Source organism: Nocardiopsis sp. L17-MgMaSL7 (genome assembly GCF_003182025.1).
GTDB lineage: Bacteria > Actinomycetota > Actinomycetes > Streptosporangiales > Streptosporangiaceae > Nocardiopsis > Nocardiopsis prasina.
Genome location: NZ_QGTF01000002.1, coordinates 142,671 through 162,001 on the forward strand (window position 1 = coordinate 142,671; position 19,331 = coordinate 162,001).

The following is a 19,331-nucleotide window of genomic DNA, read 5'->3' on the forward strand; positions in this document are numbered from 1 at the left end:
ATGGAGCCGCTCGAACCGGCGGGATTCCGGGGTCCGGGCGCAGGCGGGAACGCTGTCTAGAGCGGCTTGGTCCAGTCGCTGGGAAGCAGGGGCGGAAGACCGAGGGAGTCGACGGTCTCGGTCCACCCCCTGACCAACCTGAGCCCTCCGAACATTCCTTGGGGCGATCGGAGTTCGGGCAGGTTCTCGTCGAGGCCGAGCCCCTTCTGCACCAGACCCGCCCACCCCTCGAGTCGAGCCAGCCAGGAATCGGCCCCTGAGGGGTCGGTGGCGAGTGCGTTCGCCTCGTGGACGAGTGTGAACCCCTGGACGCGGAGCGACTCCGGCGCACGGGTGATCTGGTCGAGGGCGCCGCCGTTCTCCTGCCAGTAGGGCTCACCGCCGAACTCGAGCCCGCTCACCTGGAGACTCGCCAGAACCAGCTGTCGGGTCTGCGCCGCCACCATCCGCCACTGGCCGGCGCGTACTCCACCGGCGATGTCCTCCAGGGATCCCTGGATGATCACCAGCGTGATCACGGCACCGTGACTGGTTCGACAAACGTGGGACCGCAGTCCGTTCGTGCTTCGAACACTCATACAACTCCTGTTCGGAAAACTGGGCGACGGCATGACGGCCGGGGCCGAGAACGCCGGGGCCCCGGCGGGGACTGCTTCCTCCGGTCCGGGGCGTCCCCGTTCCGGTCGGGCCGACGGCGAGGTGGACCGCGAAGGAGTCAGGCAAGATCTCTTTCCACTCGCGCGGCCGCGATGTCCAGCCTCCGCCCCAGGAAATCCATTTCCTCGGCGTCGATGAAGGCGGACGGCGTCAATCGCAGCACGGTCGGAGTGGTGAGACACATCGTCAGCAGCACACCCTCGGTCAGGGACTCCCGCATCAGTTCAGCCGTGACGTCCGCCTTGCGGCAGTGCAGGCCCAGCATGAGGCCGCGTCCGGTCACGGCGGAGAACAACGAGGGCCGGTTCGAGACGAGTCCGTTCAGGACCCCCTTCAGCGATTCACCCGCACGGCTGGCCCTTGCCGGCACGTCCAGCTCGGCGATGACGTCCAGCGCACCGAGAACGGCAGCCGACGCCAGGGGGTTCCCGCCGAACGTGGAGGTGTGCAGCAGTGGATCGACGTCATACGGACGGAACGCGTCCTCGGTGGCGATCACCGCCGAAGCCGGCATGACACCGCCTCCCAGCGCCTTCCCGCTGAGCAGGACGTCGGGGAGCACGCCGAGACCCTCATGGGCCCACAGCGTTCCGCACCGCCCGAGACCGGACTGGATCTCGTCGAAGACCAGCAGGCTGCCCGTCCGAGTGCACGCCTCCCGCAGGACCGCGGCGTAGTCCCGCCCGATCGGATACATACCGCCCTCGCCTTGCACGGGTTCGGCGAACACGGCGGCTGGCCGGTGGCGTTCGATCAGATCGGCGGCCGCGGCGGCGTCGTCGCGTGGAAGCCTCACCACGTCCGGCAGCAACGGGCCGATTCCCTGGCGGAACGCGCGTGCGTCGGTGAGACTCAGCGCGCCGGTGCTCTTGCCGTGGAAGGAGCCGGAGAGGTGTGCCAGGGCTGTCCGCCCCGTGCGGGCCCTGGCGAGTTTCAGTGCGGCCTCCACCGCTTCGGACCCGGAGTTCAGAAGGAGCACCTTGGACAGGCCCGGTGGTGCTGCCCCCGCCAGCGCGGCCGCCGCGCGGGCGTTGACCGGGTTGGGAAGGGTCCTGCTGGAGCCCGCCATGAGGTCGAGCTGCCGAGCGACCGCGCCCACCGGCCCGGGGTGCCCGTGTCCGAGGAGGAACACCCCGAAGGAACCGACGTCGAGATAGCGGCTGCCGTCCCGGCTCGTTATCCACTGCCCCTTCCCCGAGACCTCCGGGTCGACGGCACCCATGATGTTGTGAAGGAACGACCGGCCGGAGGACTGGTGGGTACGGATGAGATCGACGGGTTCGAGCATCTCAGTGGTCTCCAACCGGATTCTCGTCCAGCTCGAAACCGAACGGAAGTCCGAGTGCCCAACGCCCCAGGAGCTGCCGTGTGGCGAACCGGGTGGGCGGATGGTAGCGGGCCGCCTGGGCGTCTCGCAGGAGCCGCGCCACCTTGCCGTTCGCCGAGTACGAGCCCACTCCGACGAGTTCGGCCGCCATCGCCACGGCGGTGGTCGCCAGCTGGGCCGTCTGCTGTTTGAGGGCCAGCGCCGAGGGGATCAGGGCACGCGGATCGGTACCCTTCTCGCCCAGTTGACGCGCGAGCCCCGCACAGGACCATTCCATCGGCAGGACCAGGGACATGATGTCGCCGAGTGCTCCCTGGAAGGAGGGCAGCTGCGACCGCGACGCGTCGAGGTGCGTGATCCGGGACTTCTGGAGAGCGACGCGGGACTCGTCGACCGCCGCCGAGATGACGCCCAGGTAGGACGCGGTCGAGGCGACACAGAACCAGGCGATGCCGGCGGCGAAGACCTCATCGCTCTGGGATCCCGGTTCCGTCCGGTGGAAGACCAGGTCATCGGAGAACCTGCATTGTTCGAACCGCACGGAGTCCGACTCCGTCGCTCTCATCCCGAGGGTGTTCCAGGTGCGTTCGGTCCTGATTCCGGGACTCCTGGTCGCGAGCAGAGCGACCATCAGGGCGTCTTCCCCGTCCTGCTCGTCCATCATCTGCAGACAGAGCAGATCACTGCGCTCCGCCAGCGAGCAGGGCACCTTGAGGCCGTCGAGGATCCAGTCCTCACCGGACCTGCGGGCGACGCAGTTCGACCTCGTGAGCGCTCCGGCGAGTCCGGGCTCCGCGAACGCGTTGCTCACGATCCGCTGCTGGCTGGCGATCGCCTCCAACAGCATCCACGACTCGTCGTGGTTGCGGTTCCAGTGCTCGACGACGACCCCGACCGAGAAGAGGTGCATGCTGGTGGCGATCGCCAGCGCGGGGTCCGCCGCCCCGATCCGACGCTGTACCGCGCAGCACTCCTCGACTGACGCCCCCTGGCCCTCGAAGTCCCGGGGGACGGGCAGGCCGAAGTATCCGGCCTCACGCAGGACATCGATACTGCGATCCGACAGTCTGCCGGACCTGTCGTTCTCCTCGGCGTGGGCGGCGAGTTCGTCGATGCCGCCCTGCGAGATGAGACGCGACGTGTCGGACCAGGCGGAGACTCTCGCGGCTTCGAAGGCGTACGCATCCGTCATACCTGCTCCTTGACCGTCCAGGGCTGTGGGCTTCGCATCGCCAGGCCGGGCAACCGCTCGGCCCAGCCCCGCACGATGGTGGGCAGGGCGGCTTCAACGGGATCGACGCACCAGTTCACGCCGATCGGATCGACCCGGGAGAGGTAGGGGATGAATTCGCTGAGCAGGTCGATGGTGTGCAGTTGGAGGTCCGAGAGGTGCGGCCGGGCGAAGGGAAAGTAGAAGCGGTTCCACTGGTCGGGCGTGATGAAGGTGGGCGCCTCCAGTTCGCCCGCTCCGCGCTCGACTCTCCATTCGTTCAGCGAGGCGAAGGCGAGATCCCAGATCTCCCCCGCGGTCGCCGCGTGTTCCGCACGGCCGAGAACGACGGGCCGTGCGGCGGGCCCGCCGTCGGCGATCGCCAGCACACACGTGGCGACGTCGCAGGTGGTGACGGCCTCGAAGCCGGCGTCCGGCTCTCCCACGAGCACGGGGAGGGCTCCGGTCACTGATGCCTGGAGCAGGGAGTAGAGCCCGCTCCGTCTCCTGACGGCTCCGTCCGAACGGCGTCCGAGGATCAGAGGCGGGCGGACGATGCTCGCCGAGTAGCGTTCCCGTGCTTCTCGCTCCGCCGCGGCCTTCGACCATTCGTACGTGTTGCGGTAGTCGTGGAGGGAGTCGGAGCGTGTGTCCCCTCGCAGGCCGATCGAATACGCGGTGGAGATGTGGATGACGTGCGTTCCCCGGCCCACCAACGGGGCCAGTGCCGCCACGGGCGCCAGGTTGCCGCTGACCGCCTCGTCCCGGGGAAGGTTCCAACGCGGCCGGGCGGCGGCGTGCACGATGACGTGCCATTCCCTGTCCAGTTCCGCGGGAGGCGGCTCCTTGCCCATGCGCCAGGCGGTGCTGGTGTCGCTCCCCCGCGCCGAGCAGCCGACGACGTCCCACCCCGCCGCGCGTGCCTGTTGTACCAGTTCCCAGCCGACCACTCCGGTGGCACCGGTGACCAACATGCTGCGCCGCACGTTCATGCGTCCTCCTCATTCCGGTTGGCCTGGGAGCGGCCCCGCCTGCTGCACGCCGAGCCAGAGCATGTCCTCACTGAAGAGCGCCTCGACATCCGGATCCCACGTCTCAGAGAGGCGATAGGTCCAGGTACCGGGCTCACCGACGCTGCTTCCCGCTGAGACCGCCGCCGCCCGCAGTCCCCACCGGGAGACCAGGTGTTCCTCCCCGAACGACTCCCAGGAGGTACCGACCGCCGGTTGCAGACTCAGGCGCCAGGAGCCGGTGTCGACATCGCCCAGGTAGGAGTGGAGCAGGTCTTCGGTGCTCTCGACGTAGCGCGGAACGTCGCGTTCGGAGAGCGGAGGGCTCAGTGCCTGTTCGTAGGCCGAGAGCGCCTGTGAGTCGCCCAGGCGTTCCAGCTTCTCCCCCAGCCATTTCCATTTGAAGTACGGTTCTCCCCGCGCGAGCGCGTGGCGTTCGAGCGCCGCCATGAGCGCGTCGCCCGCTCGGATGCCGGCCACCAGGGGCTTGTGGGTGAGCAGGGCCCTCGCCGCCGCCCGCATGCGGTACGCGTCCACCGCGTGCCAGTCACTCATCCACCCGTGCGCTTCGGCCTGCAAACGCCGCTGCCAGGCGGTCCACCGCTCTGTGCCGAAGAGCGGAAGGCCCAGGCCGTACCTGGTGATGGCGTCGATCGCCTTGCGTTTGGCCCAGATGTCCCCCGGTTTCACCTGCCGCGGGGGCCACGTGTCCGAACCGAGTTCCCGGTGGCTGTCCAGGAGTTGTCGGGCTCCGCACAGGACCGCGTCGATCCGTGCGCCGTTGGGATACGACATCAGCGGAAGCAGGCTGGCCACGTCGTCTTCCACGACGGTGTACAGGTCCAGGTCGCTGGTGTCGTTGCCGAATCCGGAGATGACCGATCCCGCGGCGACGACGAGGAGCGGCTCTCCGAACGTCTCGTCGACCTGGTCCAGTACCTGTTGTTCCGTGAGCCCGTGCCGCTTGATGTATTCCTGGTATCTGTCGAGCCTGACATCGCGCATCAACTAGCCCATTCTGGTTCGGTGCGCTCATGAGCACGGCACTGATGTGGATCACGGCGGGTCTGTTGTGACAGCGACCGTTGTTCGTCCGGGACGGCCCTCGACGTGGACACGCGTCGAGGGATCCACGGAAAGGGAGGAGAGGGAATCACTCTCGCCGAACGGTCGGGCGACCCGCCTCTGGTATTGGGGTTCGGTTCCAGGCGGACCCGCCGGGAGACGTCGCCCGGTGGCGGTACGCGGCCGGATGGCGAAGGCGCGATCGCCCATGGCGCGGACCCTTGTTCCTGTCGTCGACGCGGATGGAATCGGAGGGAAGTTGCACGTGTCCGTCCTCAATCACCGATGGACGACAAGTCTGCATTCGTTTCGACACCGTTGGGGAGGCGTTGCCCGTTGTCTGTTCTTCGGAGATCCCAGACAACGCCTCTTGTTTGCACAAGAACCACGAAGTCGTCGATAAATGTGATGACGGGGCATTCCATCACGAGTGAGGACCTCTGCAATGCGGACGGCGCCCTTCGGGGCGGTCGTTCCCGGAACGGCGGACCACCGCCGCGGGCCGCTCCCGTGCCCCCGGCGGCTGCTGGTGCTGAGGCGCCACACCTCCGAGCGGCTACACCGGTCCGACGCCCCGTTCCGGCCGCACCGCGCCCGCCCTTTCGATAGCGAAGGCGCGGTGCAGGGGATCGAAGGAGAACCACCCGTCCCGGTACTGGATCAGGTGCAGGTCGGCCAGTTCGGACAACAACTCCTCGGCCGCCGACTGTCCGGTGTCCAGATGCCGGGCGGCGTCGCGGGCCGTGCACCACCCCTCTGTGCGGGTACCCAGCAGCCTGAAGGCACGTGTGGCCTCGTCGGTCAGCACCTCGTACGACCCCGACAGCAGGGACCGCAGGGACGTGGAGTCGTCACCGCCCATGGAGAAGAGCCGCAGCATCGCGGCGCTCTCCCACCGGCAGGGGCTGTCGTAGAACTCCGGGTTCATGTTCCGCCGGGAGGCGATGCGGATGAGCAGGGGTACGTGCCCGCACGCGTCGAGGTACTCGGGCCTGCGGGCCAGTCGGCCTTCGGGGTCGAGGGTGGCCAGGAGCTCCAGGCTCTCCTCGGGGTCCATGGGCGGGACCTGGACACGCAGAGCGCCGTCTCTGGCCAGCAGGCCCGGCATCCGGCTACGGCTGGTGACAACGGTCATGCAGCCGGGACTGGCGGGCAGGAGGGGGCGCACCTGTTCGGGCCCGGTGGTGTTGTCCAGGACGATCAGCATGCGCTTCCCGGTGAGCAGACTGCGGAAGCGAACGCCCAGTTGCTGTGCGTCCCTCCCGTTCAGAGCCGCGCCCGACTCGCCGAGGTCGTGGAGGAAGCGGCGGAGCACCTGCTCGGCGGTGAGGGCCGAACCACCCTGCCGGAATCCGTTCAGGTCCGCGAAGAGCGTGCCATCGCGAAACCTCTCCGCTGCGACGTGCCCCCAGCGCAGGACCGTCTCGGTCTTGCCGATCCCGGCGGGTCCGTCGACCAGGACGAGCGGGGAGCCCCGATACCGCCCGTCGGAGGTTTCCGGGCACATTCCGTCGAGTTGTCGAAGGAGGTCGACCCGCCCGACGAAGTCGGTGACGGAACGCGGGAGCTGCCGCACTGTGGGAGCCGCCATGGCCTGTCGCACGCGACGCGGAACGCTCATGGCGATACGGACGAGACTGCCCTCGCCACCCAGCGCGACGTCACAGTGCCGGGCCAGATCCGAGGTCGGCTGCTTCTTGCCGTTCTCCACCCGGCTGAGGTGGCTCTTGCTGTAGTTGACCAGGCGTGCGAGGTCTCCGAGGGACAGACCCTGACTGCTCCTCAGCGTCCTCAACGCGGGGCCGAACTCCACGGGTTCGACGCTCACCGGTCGTCCACGCTCCAACCGAAGGTCCGGAAACACGTTCTGCCTGTTCCCGCGCGGCCTCGCGGCACCGCGTCCGAAGAGTCGTGTTCCATCCGCCGTCCTCTCTCCGTGCAAAGGTCGCGCTGTGAGACACGGACCGGTGTCCTGAGACCTCGGGCGACCGCCCCGTTCCCGGACGGGCGAGGATGAGAGGGTCCCCGCGCGGGCCGGGGCCGGTGGTCAGGACCAGTGGGCGCGGGTGCTGGTCAACGGGCAGGTGGACCTTGGTGGTCTGCCCGCGGCCGGAGCGTCCGATTGCGGCGCACCCGTACGGTGCGTCCCGGACGGTACCGCTTGTGGGGTGGCACCGGCGGTGCGCCGCCGGGCCGGGAACAGGGTCGCGTCGATGACCTCGCGCTGATCGGCCGCCCACTTCTCGCCCTTGAGTGCGTCGGTGGGCGGGAGCGGGGCGAGCAGGGCCCACGCGGCATCGGTGTGTTCATGACGGCCAGGCACGACAACCAGGATGCCAGGCAGGGTTCCGCCGCACCCCCACTTCCGGGAAACAGACGCCGGGTCATCGACGGAGTGCGCATCCTGGTCAGCCCCCACGCAAACGGCGATCCGGTGTTGCCCGGTGCCTCTGGACGGACAACCCTGAGACGGACAACCGGTTCGACCGGCTTTGCTCCGTAGTGCCTCGCGGCACGCGTACGACACACCGTTTCCGGACCCGCCGTTTGCCTTACACACGCCCTACGCTGCGATTACTGTGAGGCGGGCCACGGTGCGAAGCCCCGCGTCGACGCCAGGAGTTCGATCCGCGGGGTCGTGGTGTCCGCCGCCCGAGCCGCCCAAGTGAGGTATCCCAGCCATGCCCGTGATCAGCACCGACCGCGACGGCGTCGCCCTCGTCAACACCTTCACCGTCGAGCCCGAGAACCACGAGCGGCTGCTGGAGATCCTGCGTGAGGCGACGGACGACGTCATGCGCCACCTCCCCGGGTTCGTCTCGGCGAGCGTGCACGCCAGCCTCGACGGCACCCGGGTCTGCAACTACGCCCAGTGGAGCAGTGAGGAGGCCTTCCGGGCGGCCATCGCCCACCCGGACTCCAAGCCGCACTTCGCTGCCTGCCAGGCGATCGCGAGTTCCGACTCGGTTCTGTACCAGCTGCGCTTCACCGAGGGGTGAGCTGAGCGCGGCCTCCGGCCCGGTGGGGAAGGACGCGGCGCCGGACGGGGATCGCCCGGGAGTCCCGAGCCGCGCTGCACGAGCGGTCGCTCAGGCGGGCTGGCCGATCGCGGCCCGGTGGTAGCGGGCCACCACGGCGCGGGCGATGGCCGGGGCCGGGCACAGGGGGTCGGCCACCACGTCGGCGCCCGTGTGGGCCAGCCGGTCATGGAACAGGCCCGGAGCCAGCAACCAGGTCGCCACGGCCACCCGCCGGTGGCCCCGCTCGCGCAGCTGGGCGACCCTCTCGGTGACGGTGGGCCTTCCGGTGGCGATGAAGCCCGCCTCCACCGGGGCCGCCAGGCGTCGCGACAGGCGGCAGGCGGCCTGACGCAGCTCGTCGCCCGCGTGGGGGTCGGAGGTGCCGGCGCAGGCCAGCACGACGGCGTCTCCGGGGCGGTATCCGGCGGCGTCCAGACGTCGCACGGCGGTGTCCAGGACCGCGGGATGGTCGCCCAGCGCCGGGGTGACGACGGCGTCCGCGCGCCCGGCCCGGGCGAGCTGGTGCGGGATGTCGGTGCGCACGTGGTAGCCCGAGGCGAGGAACGCGGGCACGACCACGAGGGGGCCGGGGGTCCGGGCCGCGACCTGGCCGACGGTCGGTGTGCGCACGTCGGCGAAGGCCAGCCTGGTGGGCTGGCTGACCAGGTTGGCCACGTCGCGGGCCAGGGTTCGGGCGACGGCGGTGCCGTGGGGGTCGCGGGTGCCGTGGACGGCCAGGATCAGGGTGTCTCGGTTCATCGCGTGGCGGGCGCGCCCGCCCCGTCCTTCCTGGTGCGGGTCAGGCGGTGCAGTCGGGTGTGTCCAGTGCCAGCCGGTAGCCGCGCTTGACCACGGTCTGGACGATCCGGGGGTCGCCCAGGGCGGTGCGCAGTCGGGCCACGGCCGTCTCCACGGCGTGGGCGTCGGCGTCCTCTCCGAGGCAGGTGAGCAGGCGGGCCCGGTCGAGGACCTGTCCGGGGCGGTGGGCCAGGGCGCGCACGAGCCGCATCAGTGTGGGTGAGAGCGTGCGGACGGTGCCGTCGATCAGGACAGCGTGGCCGCGCAGGCGCAGGCGGTGTCCGGCCACGGTCAGGGCGGGGAAGCGGCCGGGCAGTTCCTCGGAGAGCTTGCGGACCTGGGAGCCGATGCGTGCCCGCTCGGGCCACACCGTGGGGATGTCGTGGGCCATGAGCGGCCGGGCGGTGACCGGCCCCACGCACATGGCCAGGACGTCGCCGCGCAGGGCGCGGACGAGGCCGCCCTGGTGACCGGTGGTGTGGGCGCGGGCGAGCAGTCCGGCGGCGGCGGGCGCGCTGGTGAAGGTGACCGCGTCCACTCCCCCGCTGGTGACGGCCTCGATGAGCCGGTCCAGGGCGGCGGTGTCCTCGGGTTGGGTCCAGCGGTAGACGGGCACCTCGACCACCTCGGCTCCGGCCATGCGGAGCGCGGCGGTGAAGTCGGGCAGCGGCTCACCGTGCAGCTGGATGGCCACGCGCAGGCCCTGAACACCCTGGTCGAGCAGGTGGTCCAGCACCTCGGCGGAGGACTCCGAGGGCGGTGACCACTCCTCGGTGAGTCCGGCCGCGCGGATGGCGCCGCGGGCCTTGGGGCCGCGGGCCAGCAGGCGTGAGGCGCGCAGGCTGGCCAGGAGCCGTTCGGCGGTGCCCCACGTCTCGCATGCCTCGACCCAGCCCCGGAAGCCGATGCCGGTCGTGGCCACGACGACGTCGGCGGGGCGTCGGGCGAGTTCCTCGGAGACCGAGGCCAGGCGCTGGTCGTCGCTGAGCGGCACGATGCGCAGGGCGGGCGCGGCCACCACCTCGGCGCCCTTGCGGCGCAGGAGGGCGCTGAGCTCCTCGGCTCGGCGGGCCGCGGTCACCGCCACGGTGAAACCGGCCAGTGGGGCGGTGGTGGCGGGTGCGGCGGCCTGGGCCGGGATGGTGTCCTCGGGAACGGCGGGGACGGGGTTCACGGCGTTCCCTCCTCCGTGGCGATCTGCACGGTGGTGCCGCGCTGGCGAACGGGCCAGGTGGTCAGGTGGGTGTCTTCGTCGTCCAGGCCGAGCCCGGTGCGCAGCGAGAAGACGTTCTTGAGCATGGGTGAGGCGACGGTGGGTTCTCCGGCCCTGTCGCCGACGATCCCGCGTGAGATGACGGCGGCTCCGGTGCGGGGGTCGATGTTGTCCACCGCGTACAGGTGGTGGTCGCGGGTGCGGAACAGGGCGGCCTGTCTGCCGTCGGGCAGCAGTACGGCCACGCCGTCCTCGACGCGCAGCAGGTGAGCGGGGCAGACGTCGGTCCAGGTCCTGGCCGGGGCGGTGGTGACGGTCATCGGGTGGCCTCCTGGGGTCGGCGGGCGGGCATGCCCAGGTTCACGGACGAGGTGTCGGGTACGCGCTGGTCACGGGTGGTGGTGAAGCTGATGGTGGGGTCGGGGGTGTGGGGGGCGTTGGCGAAGGAGACGAACCGGGAGAGCTTGTCCGGGTCGGCCAGGACCGCCGCCCACTCGTCGGCGTAGGAGGCCACGTGGCGGTCCATGGCCTCCTCCAGTTCGGCGGCGATACCCAGTGTGTCGTGGACCACGACGTCGCGCAGGTGGTCCAGGCCGCCTTCGAGGGACTCGATCCACGGAGCAGTGCGCTGGAGTCGGTCGGCGGTGCGCACGTAGAACATCAGGAACCGGTCGATGTAGCGGATGAGGGTCGGCTCGTCCAGGTCCGCGGCCAGGAGTTCGGCGTGACGGGGGGTGAAGCCGCCGTTGCCGCCCACGTACAGGTTCCAGCCCTGGTCGGTGGCGATGACTCCGAAGTCCTTGCCCCGGGCCTCGGCGCACTCGCGGGCGCATCCGGAGACGGCGGACTTGAGTTTGTGGGGTGAGCGCAGACCCCGGTAGCGCTCCTCCAGCCGGATGGCCAGGCCCACCGAGTCCTGGACGCCGTAGCGGCACCAGGTGGTGCCCACGCAGGACTTGACGGTGCGCAGCGACTTGCCGTAGGCGTGCCCGGACTCGAACCCGGCCTCCACCAGGCGTGCCCAGATGGCGGGCAGCTGTTCGAGGCGGGCGCCGAACAGGTCGATGCGCTGGCCCCCGGTGATCTTGGTGTAGAGGTCGAAGTCGCGTGCGACCTCGCCGATGACGATGAGCTTGTCGGGGGTGATCTCGCCGCCGGGGATGCGCGGCACCACGGAGTAGGTGCCGTTGCGCTGGATGTTGGCCAGGTAGCGGTCGTTGGTGTCCTGGAGGGTGGCCTGTTCACCCTCCAGGATGTGCCCGTTGCCCAGGGAGGCCAGGATGGAGGCGACGGCGGGTTTGCAGATGTCGCAGCCGTGTCCGGTGCCGTGGGCGGCGATCAGCGCGGAGAAGGTGGAGGTGCCGGTGGCCCGGACGATCTCGACGAGTTCGGCGCGCGACTGGGGGAAGTGCTCGCACAGGGCCCTGGACTGCTCGATGCCGGACTGGGCGAGGATCTGCTTGAGCACGGGTACGCAGGAGCCGCAGCTGGTGCCCGCCCGGGTGCAGGCCTTGAGGGAGGGGACGTCGTGGTTGCCGCAGGCGACGGCCCGGGTGAGGTCGCCCTTGGTGACGGCGTTGCACGAGCAGATCTGGGCGGAGTCGGGCAGGGAGTCCGTGCCCAGGTCGGCGGTGCCCTCGGGGGTGATCAGGGTGAGCGGGTCCCCGGGCAGGGGGGATCCGACCAGGGGGCGCAGGGTGGCGTAGGCGGAGGCGTCGCCGACCAGGACACCGCCGAGGAGCGTGGTGGCGTCGTCGGAGACCACGAGCTTGGCGTAACGGCCGCCCGCGGCGTCGTTGACGACCACGTCCAGGGCTCCGGGTGTGCGCCCGTGGGCGTCGCCGAAGCTGGCCACGTCCACGCCGAGGAGTTTGAGTTTGGTGGAGGTGTCGGCGCCGGTGAAGGTGGCCTGTCCGCCCAGGAGGCGGTCGGCGACGACCTCGGCCATGGCGTTGCCGGGGGCGATGAGGCCGTAGACGGTGCCCTGGTGGTTGGCTGCCTCGCCGATGGCGTGGACGCGGGGATCGCTGGTGGTGCAGGTGTCGTCGATGACGATGCCGCCGCGTTCGCCGACCTCGAGCCCGGCGGAGCGGGCGAGCTCGTCGCGGGGGCGGATACCCACGGAGAACACGACCAGGTCGGCGTCCAGGTGGGCGCCCCCGTCCAGAACCAGCCGGGCGGCGCGGCCCAGGGGTGAGGCCTCGACGGCCGTCGAGGCGGTGCCGGTGTGGACCCGCACACCCATGTCGGCGACCAGCGTGCGCAGGAGCGCGGCGGCGCCCTGGTCGATCTGGGCGGGCATGAGGTGGGGGGCGAGTTCGACCACATGCGCCTCCAGGCCCAGCAGACGCAGGGCGTTGGCGGCCTCCAGGCCCAGCAGTCCGCCGCCGACGACCACTCCGGTGCTGGCGCCCCGGGCGGAGGCGGTGATGGCGTCCAGGTCCTCGATGGTCCGGTACACGTGGCAGCCGGGCAGGTCGTGGCCGGGGACGGGCGGCACGAACGGGGTGGAGCCCGTGGCCAGGACCAGCCGGTCGTAGGGCAGTACGCGTCCGGAGGCGGTGGTCACGGTGCGGTCGGCACGGTCGACGGCGGTGGCGCGTTCGTTGACGTGCACGTCGACGGCGGGGCCGGAGAGGTCGCCCAGGGACAGGTCGTGGGCACTGGCGCCGTCGAAGTAGGAGGACAGGGCCACCCGGTCGTAGGCGGTGCGGGGCTCCTCGCCCACGACGGTGACGTGCCACCGTCGGGCGGTGTCGCGGTCACGGAGGGCCTCGACCAGCCGGTGGCCGACCATGCCGTTGCCGATGACGACGAGTTCTTCCATGGTGTGCGCGGCTCCTCCTGCTGCGGGGGCGGACTGTCCCCAGGCAACCTCCCGGGTGTTTCCCCCGCATCAGTCAGGTGTGTCGCGACTGTTTCGTTGTGCTGCCACCACAGGTCAGGGGCGCGTGATTCGGAGGGGCGTGGAGCGGTGCGGCACTGGCACTCCAGCGGGAGGATCCGATACGGCCCTGACGCCCCAGCGGGGCGGGGGCATTGGGCGGTACGGCTCTGGCGCCCCAGTGGGGAGGGGCGTGGAGCGGTGCGGCGCTGACGCCCCAGCGGGGCGGGGGTCCGGCCCGCACCCCCGGTGGGACGGACCGGTGGCGGCGCCGAACCCTCCCACCTCTTCGCGGGTACGGGGTCATCCCACCGGCGAGCCCTGCATCCCCGACAGCAGGGCCCGCACGTCGCGCACGCACCCTCCGCAGCCGGTGGTGGCGCGCGTGCGATCGGCGATGGCCTCACGGGTACGGGCGCCGTCCAGCCACGCCTGCTCGATGTCGTTGCGACTCACGGCGTTGCACCGGCACACCAGCGCCTCCCCCGCCTCCTGGGGCTCGGGGGACGCGGTGGGCAGCCCCTGGAGCAGGGCCAGGCGGTCGGAGGGCACCGGGGCGCCGGTGTCGTAGAGCTGGGACAGGGTGGCGGCGGCCTCGGGGAAACCCAGCAGCACCGCGCCCACCACCTTCTCCTCACACACCGACAGCTTGGCGTAACGACCGCCGTGGGGGTCGCTGATGGTCACCGTCTCCAGGTCCTGGGCGTCCTCGTCCTCATGGACCCGCCCGAACGCGGTCAGCTCGATGCCCTCGGCCTTGAGGCGGGTCAGCGGCCGGGCCCCGGTGTAGGTCGCGTGGGGAGCGGTACCGGTCAGCCGTCCGGCCAGGACCGCGGCCTGTTCCCATCCGGGCTGGACGAGCCCGGCACCGCCGCCGGGGTGCTGGGCGCAGTCACCGATGGCGTGCACGCGGGCGTCGGAGGTGGCCAGGCGGTCGTCCACGACGACACCGCGGTCGACCACGATCCCGGCCTCGGAGGCCAGTTCGGTGTTGGCACGCACCCCGGCGGTGACCACCAGGGCGTCGCCGGGCAGGACCCGGCCGTCGTCCAGTTCCAGGCCGGTGCCGGGGATCCAGCGCGCGGCGACCCGCCAGGAGTGCACGTCCACGCCCAAGGCGGCGTAGCTGGCGGCCAGGACGCGCGCGGCCCCCTGGTCGATCTGTCGGCGCATGATCCAGGGGGAGGACTCCACGAGCGACACCCGCATGCCCCGGCCCACGAGGCCGCGTGCCGCCTCCAGTCCCAGGACGCCGCCGCCCAGGACCACCACGGGGGCGCCGGGGCGGGCCAGCGCGAGCAGACGCTGGCAGTCCTCCAGGTCGCGCAGGGCGCTCACCCCCTCCCCCGGACCCTCGTCCGGGGCACGCACGCCCGGGATCGGAGGGAGTGCGGCGCGTGCCCCGGTGGCCAGGACGAGTTCGTCGTAGGGCAGTCGGGAGCCGTCGTCCAGGGTGACGGTCCGGCGTCGTGTGTCCAGTGCGGTGGCGGCCACGCCGGTGCGCACGGTGACACCGGGGCCGCCAAGGGCGGGCAGGCGGATCTGCTCCGGGGTGTAGTCCCCGGCGAGCACGCCCGAGAGCAGGACGCGGTTGTAGGCGGGGTGGTGTTCGGTGCCGACCACGCTCACGCGCACGCGTTCTCCGTCCGGGTCCAGGCGGGCCGCCTCCTCCGCGAAGCGGGCACCGACCATCCCGTTGCCGACGACCACGACCCGGCGCGGGGGCGCGCCCTGCACGGTGTTCAACTGCTGCCTCCTGGTGTGGGGGTGTCGGCCGGGTCGGGGGTTCCCCTGCTGCTCAGAACGGGCGGGGCGGGTTCCAGGCGCACCGCGCTGACCTTGAACTCCGGCATACGGCTGGTGGGGTCCAGTGCCGGGTGGGTGAGGTTGTTCGCGGACTGTTCCCCGGCGAAGTGGAAGGGCAGGAACACCGTGTCCAGGCGGGCGGTGGGCACCAGACGCACCCTGGCGTCGGTGTGGCCGCGGCGGGAGGTGACGCGGGCCCGGGCCCCGGCCGCGAGTCCGGCGCGGGCGGCCGTGTCGGGGTGCACCTCCACGTACGCCTCGGGTTCGGCGCCGTCGAGTTCGGCCACGCGGCGGGTCTGGGCCCCGGACTGGTAGTGGCCCATGAGCCTGCCGGTGGTGGCCACCAGGGGGTAGTCGGGGTCGGTGGTCTCGGCGGGGGGCCGGTGGGCGACCGGGACGAGGCGGGCCCGCCCGTCCGGGTGGGCGAAGGAGTCCAGGAACAGGCGGGGGGTGGACTCGGTGGGGGTGCGCACCGGCCAGTACAGCGCCTGGCCGTCGTCCAGGCGTTGGGGGGTGACCCCGGAGTAGTCGGCGGCTCCTCCGGCGGAGGCGCGGCCGAGTTCGGACAGGACGGTGTCGGGGTCGGTGGGGAAGCGCTGGGCGGGTTGTCCCAACCTCACGGCAAGGGCGGAGAGGACCTCCAGGTCGGTCCACACGCCGTCGGGCGGAGCGGTGGCCCGGGCGCGGCGCAGTACGCGGCCCTCCAGGTTGGTCATGGTGCCGGTCTCCTCGGCCCACTGGGCCACGGGCAGGACCACGTCGGCCGTGGCGGCGGTCTCCGAGAGCACGAAGTCGGCCGCCACCAGCAGGTCCAGGGAGTCCAGGCGGGCGCGTACGCGTGCGGTGTGGGGGGCGGAGACCACGGGGTTGGAGCCGAACAGCAGCAGGGCGCGCGGTCCGTCGGGGGTGCCCAGGGCGTCGAGGAGTTCGAAGGCCGAACGGCCGGGACCGGGCAGGGCACCCGGGTCCACTCCCCACACACCGGCCACGTGGTCGCGGGCGCGGGGGTCGTCGATGCGGCGGTAACCCGGCAGCTGGTCGGCCTTCTGGCCGTGCTCGCGCCCGCCCTGACCGTTGCCCTGCCCCGTGATGCACCCGTACCCCGAGCCCCGGCGGCCGGGCAGGCCCAGGGCCAGCGCGAGGTTGATCCAGGCCGAGACCGTGTCGGTGCCCTTGGCGTGCTGTTCGGTGCCGCGTCCGGTGAGCACGTAGGCGGAGCGGTTGCGGGCGGCCCGGCCGAGGAGGTCCGCGGCGGCGCGAATGCCCGAGGCGGGCACGCCGGTGACCTGTTCGGTGCGTTCGGGCCACCAGGCGGCGGCGTGCTCCCAGGCGGCGTCGAACCCGGTGGTGCGTTCGCCGACGAACTCGTCGTCGCACCAACCGCCCACACGCGCGGCGTGCAGCAGTCCCAGTGCCAGGGCCAGGTCGGTTCCGGGCCGGGGAGCCAGGTGGAGACCGCCCTGGTCGAGGGCGACCTGCGCGGTGGCCGAGCGGCGGGGGTCGATGACGATGAGGGCGGGCGCGGACAGATGGCCCATCATCGGCGGCATGGTCTCGGCGGGGTTGGCCCCCGCGAGCACGACCACCTCGGCCTCGGCCACGTCGGTCAGCGGAAAGGGCATGCCCCGGTCCAGGCCGAAGGCGCGCGTTCCCGCGGCGGCGGCCGAGGACATACAGAAGCGGCCGTTGTAGTCGATCTGCGAGGTGGCCAGGGCCAGGCGCGCGAACTTGCCCAGGGTGTAGGACTTCTCGTTCGTCAGACCGCCGCCCCCGAAGACCGCGACGGAGTCGGGGCCGGATTCGGCTCGCAGGGACAACAGGCGTTCGGCGATGTGGTCCAGGGCGGTGTCCCAGTCGGTCTCGACCAGGTCGGAGCCGCGGTCCTTGCGCAGCAGGGGGCGGGTGAGCCGGTCGGGGACGGTGAGGACCTCGGCGGAGGTCCACCCCTTACGGCACAGTCCCCCTCGGTTGGTGGGGAAGGGGGCGGGACGGACGGTCAGACGCCCGTCCGTCCCCGGTTCCAGGCGCATGGCGCACTGGAGCGCGCAGTAGGGGCAGTGGGTGGTGGTCATCGGGCCGTGGCCCGGACGGGCTCGTCAGCGGAGGCGGAGCGGGAGGGACGCCGCAGGTACACGGTCCAGGTCACCACGGCGCAGAGCAGGTAGAAGGCACCGAAGGCGACGAAGGCCGGGGCGCTGGAGCCGGTCGCGGCGAAGGCCTCGCGGAAACCGACGTTGATGGCCACCCCGCCCAGAGCACCGACCGCGCCGATGAGACCGAGCATGGAGGAGGCCACGCGCTTGGTGCGCGCCAGGGCCTGTTCGCGGGGTTCCCCTGCGGCGATGGCGTCCTCGGCACGGGCGGCGTAGATGGAGGGGATCATCTTGTAGGTGGAGCCGTTGCCCAGTCCGGTGAGGACGAACATCACCGCGAACGCACCGACGAACAGGACCAGGTGACCGGCCTGGACGGCCAGGACGAGCACGGCCGCGCAGGCGGCCATGGCGGTGAACACCCACAGGGTGACGCGGGCCCCGCCCAGGGAGTCGGCCAGCCTGCCGCCGACGGGGCGGATGAGGGAACCCACGACCGGTCCCAGGACGGCGATCCCCGCCGACTGCACGGGTTCCAGGCCGAACTGGGCCTGGAGCAGCAGCCCGAAGGCGAACCCGGTGCCGATGAAGGAGCCGAAGGTGCCCACGTAGAGCAGCGACATGATCCAGAAGTGGCGGTCGCGGGTGGCCGACAGCTGCCCGGCCACGTCACCGCGCACGTGGACGAGGTTGTTCATGGACCGGTGGGCCCACCAGGCCGACAGCAGGATCAGCGGCGCGTAGAACAGCGGGACCAGGTACCCGGCGGAGGTGGTGAACAGGGCGATGACGGCCAGCCCGACCAGTTGGACGGTGGCGACCCCGATGTTGCCGCCGCCCGCGTTGAGGCCCAGGGCCCACCCCTTCTCCCGCTCGGGGAAGTAGGAGTTGATGTTGGCCATGGAGGAGGAGAAGTTGCCGCCGCCCACGCCCGCGGTGGCGGCCAGGACCAGCAGCAGCCAGAAGGGGGTGTCGGGGTCGCGGACGAGGAAGAAGGCGGCGACGGTGGGGACGATGAGCATCAGGGTGGCGATGACGGTCCAGTTGCGTCCGCCGAAGACGGGCACGGCCAGGGTGTAGGGGACGCGCAGGACGGCGCCGACCAGGGTGACCACCGACAGCAGGAGGAACTTCTGCTCGGGGGTGGTGGAGAAGCCGTGTTCGGGGGTCATGAACAGCACGAGCACCGACCAGATGCTCCACACGGAGAACCCGATGTGTTCGGAGGCGATGGAGGCCCAGAGGTTGCGGCGGGCCACGCGGCGCCCCCCGTCGTTCCAGAAGCCCTCGTCCTCGGGGTCCCAGCGGGAGATCCAGCTCCTGCCGGTGCGCGGAGCGCGTCGGCCTGTTCCGGGGGTCACGGGGGTGCCTTCCTGCTTGACGGCTGTCGACGAGTCCGAAGGTAGGAAGGCCGCGTTGCCTGGGGGTGTCCAGCAGTAACACGCGGGAAACAGTCGGCTCACTCAGAGGGCGCGGCCGTGGTGAGAAGACCTGTCGGCGCAGGTCGGAAAGTAGTGCTCCGCCTGTGCCACAGCAAGTGGCGTGCGCCCCTTTTACGCTGATGTGTGCGGAATCACGCGCGAAGCCGGTCTCCGACGTGCCCGACGAGCACGGGGGCGCGACCATCATGTCCTGGCAATAGCGCCATGGAGCGGGCGCTCCACGGGAGGAGGCGCGAGCGGCCCGTGTGGGCGGCGCCCCGCTCAGGCCGGGTCCGGTACCAGCCTCATCGTGGTGGCACGGGCGTCCGGGCTCGTGATCTGGTCGACCGCGGCGGACCCCGCCCCGTACTTGGCCCGGTAGGCGGCGTCGATCCGGTCGTCCAGGGAGTCGTCGGCGTCCTCGAAGGCCACGTCGGCCTCCACGCCGTCCGCGCTGACGTGCCCGGCGAGGTGGTCACGGGTTCCCCGGTACCAGGCGGCTCCCGACCCGTTGACGGAACGGACGTAGAGCTCGTCGCCCTCACGCACCACCCAGATGATCCGGGAACGCCGCAGCTCCCCGTCATCGCCTCGGGAGGTGATCCGTATCTCCCCCGTGCCGCCGATCCCGTCGAGCTGCTCCTCGGTCCACCCGCTCATCGGTGTCCTCCCCCGCGTCCGTCACACGACGTCCTCCCCACCCTTTCCAGGGACTCCCGGCCGGACACGGCCCTTTGCCCAACCTGTGGGGAGCGGCGGCCGATTCTTGGGAACCGGATCGGGGCGTGGACCGACCCCCTGAGGTCGGCCCACGCCCCGAGGGTGTG

General features: G+C 71.3%; 16 protein-coding genes. 1 reads left to right on the forward strand and 15 read right to left on the reverse strand.

Annotated elements, in window-relative coordinates; genetic code table 11:
* Nucleotides 1–56: 56 nt before the first annotated feature.
* The 7 genes from BDW27_RS03330 to BDW27_RS27055 all read right to left on the reverse strand — a co-directional run bounded on the left by BDW27_RS03330 (nucleotide 57) and on the right by BDW27_RS27055 (nucleotide 7,592).
* Nucleotides 57–518: a hypothetical protein gene (locus tag BDW27_RS03330; RefSeq protein WP_017545476.1), complete on the reverse strand. Its 462-nt coding sequence runs from the start codon at nucleotides 516–518 to the stop codon at nucleotides 57–59.
* A 197-nt stretch (nucleotides 519–715) separates the two neighbouring features.
* Nucleotides 716–1,945 (reverse strand): aspartate aminotransferase family protein, encoded by a 1,230-nt coding sequence (locus BDW27_RS03335; RefSeq protein WP_110048185.1) that lies wholly within the window; start codon nucleotides 1,943–1,945, stop codon nucleotides 716–718.
* 1 nt (nucleotide 1,946) lies between these two features.
* Complete coding sequence (locus BDW27_RS03340) at nucleotides 1,947–3,176, reverse strand: acyl-CoA dehydrogenase family protein (protein ID WP_110048186.1); 1,230 nt, start codon at nucleotides 3,174–3,176, stop codon at nucleotides 1,947–1,949.
* A complete protein-coding gene (locus tag BDW27_RS03345; protein ID WP_110048187.1) occupies nucleotides 3,173–4,186 on the reverse strand; it encodes an SDR family oxidoreductase in 1,014 nt (337 codons plus the stop codon). Before BDW27_RS03345 ends, BDW27_RS03340 begins: the two co-directional genes overlap by 4 nt.
* Before the next feature lie 9 nt (nucleotides 4,187–4,195).
* Entirely contained in the window at nucleotides 4,196–5,209 is a 1,014-nt protein-coding gene (locus tag BDW27_RS03350; RefSeq protein WP_110048188.1) for a hypothetical protein, read from the reverse strand.
* A gap of 616 nt (nucleotides 5,210–5,825) precedes the next feature.
* Nucleotides 5,826–7,097: an XRE family transcriptional regulator gene (locus BDW27_RS03355; RefSeq protein ID WP_158543564.1), complete on the reverse strand. Its 1,272-nt coding sequence runs from the start codon at nucleotides 7,095–7,097 to the stop codon at nucleotides 5,826–5,828.
* 219 nt (nucleotides 7,098–7,316) lie between these two features.
* The gene (locus tag BDW27_RS27055) at nucleotides 7,317–7,592 is read right to left on the reverse strand and encodes a transposase (RefSeq protein WP_146223243.1); all 276 of its coding nucleotides are present in this window, start codon (nucleotides 7,590–7,592) and stop codon (nucleotides 7,317–7,319) included.
* A gap of 358 nt (nucleotides 7,593–7,950) precedes the next feature.
* Between BDW27_RS27055 and BDW27_RS03360 the strand changes: the two genes are divergently transcribed.
* Complete coding sequence (locus BDW27_RS03360) at nucleotides 7,951–8,268, forward strand: antibiotic biosynthesis monooxygenase (RefSeq protein ID WP_017545470.1); 318 nt, start codon at nucleotides 7,951–7,953, stop codon at nucleotides 8,266–8,268.
* A 90-nt stretch (nucleotides 8,269–8,358) separates the two neighbouring features.
* Here BDW27_RS03360 and BDW27_RS03365 read toward each other — a convergent pair whose 3' ends face one another.
* The 8 genes from BDW27_RS03365 to BDW27_RS03400 form a co-directional block, all read right to left on the reverse strand.
* Complete coding sequence (locus BDW27_RS03365; protein ID WP_110048190.1) at nucleotides 8,359–9,048, reverse strand: sirohydrochlorin chelatase; 690 nt, start codon at nucleotides 9,046–9,048, stop codon at nucleotides 8,359–8,361.
* A gap of 40 nt (nucleotides 9,049–9,088) precedes the next feature.
* Nucleotides 9,089–10,228, reverse strand: a complete 1,140-nt coding sequence (locus tag BDW27_RS03370; protein ID WP_370446426.1) for a uroporphyrinogen-III synthase — start codon at nucleotides 10,226–10,228, stop codon at nucleotides 9,089–9,091.
* A gap of 29 nt (nucleotides 10,229–10,257) precedes the next feature.
* Nucleotides 10,258–10,620: a nitrite reductase small subunit NirD gene (gene nirD / locus BDW27_RS03375; RefSeq protein WP_110048192.1), complete on the reverse strand. Its 363-nt coding sequence runs from the start codon at nucleotides 10,618–10,620 to the stop codon at nucleotides 10,258–10,260.
* Nucleotides 10,617–13,127 carry a nitrite reductase large subunit NirB gene (gene nirB / locus BDW27_RS03380; RefSeq protein ID WP_110048193.1) on the reverse strand — a complete coding sequence of 837 codons (2,511 nt, stop codon included), beginning with the start codon at nucleotides 13,125–13,127 and terminating at the stop codon, nucleotides 10,617–10,619. The genes nirD and nirB overlap by 4 nt, the downstream gene beginning before the upstream one ends.
* A gap of 360 nt (nucleotides 13,128–13,487) precedes the next feature.
* Nucleotides 13,488–14,930, reverse strand: coding sequence for an FAD-dependent oxidoreductase (locus tag BDW27_RS03385; RefSeq protein WP_110048194.1), 1,443 nt, complete (start codon nucleotides 14,928–14,930; stop codon nucleotides 13,488–13,490).
* Nucleotides 14,927–17,062, reverse strand: a complete 2,136-nt coding sequence (locus tag BDW27_RS03390) for a molybdopterin oxidoreductase family protein (RefSeq protein ID WP_110048195.1) — start codon at nucleotides 17,060–17,062, stop codon at nucleotides 14,927–14,929. The genes BDW27_RS03385 and BDW27_RS03390 overlap by 4 nt, the downstream gene beginning before the upstream one ends.
* On the reverse strand, nucleotides 17,059–18,444 hold the full coding sequence (locus BDW27_RS03395) for an MFS transporter (protein WP_110048196.1): 1,386 nt from the start codon (nucleotides 18,442–18,444) through the stop codon (nucleotides 17,059–17,061). The genes BDW27_RS03390 and BDW27_RS03395 overlap by 4 nt, the downstream gene beginning before the upstream one ends.
* A gap of 342 nt (nucleotides 18,445–18,786) precedes the next feature.
* Nucleotides 18,787–19,164: a DUF2255 family protein gene (locus BDW27_RS03400; RefSeq protein WP_017545461.1), complete on the reverse strand. Its 378-nt coding sequence runs from the start codon at nucleotides 19,162–19,164 to the stop codon at nucleotides 18,787–18,789.
* Between the last annotated feature and the right edge of the window lie 167 nt (nucleotides 19,165–19,331).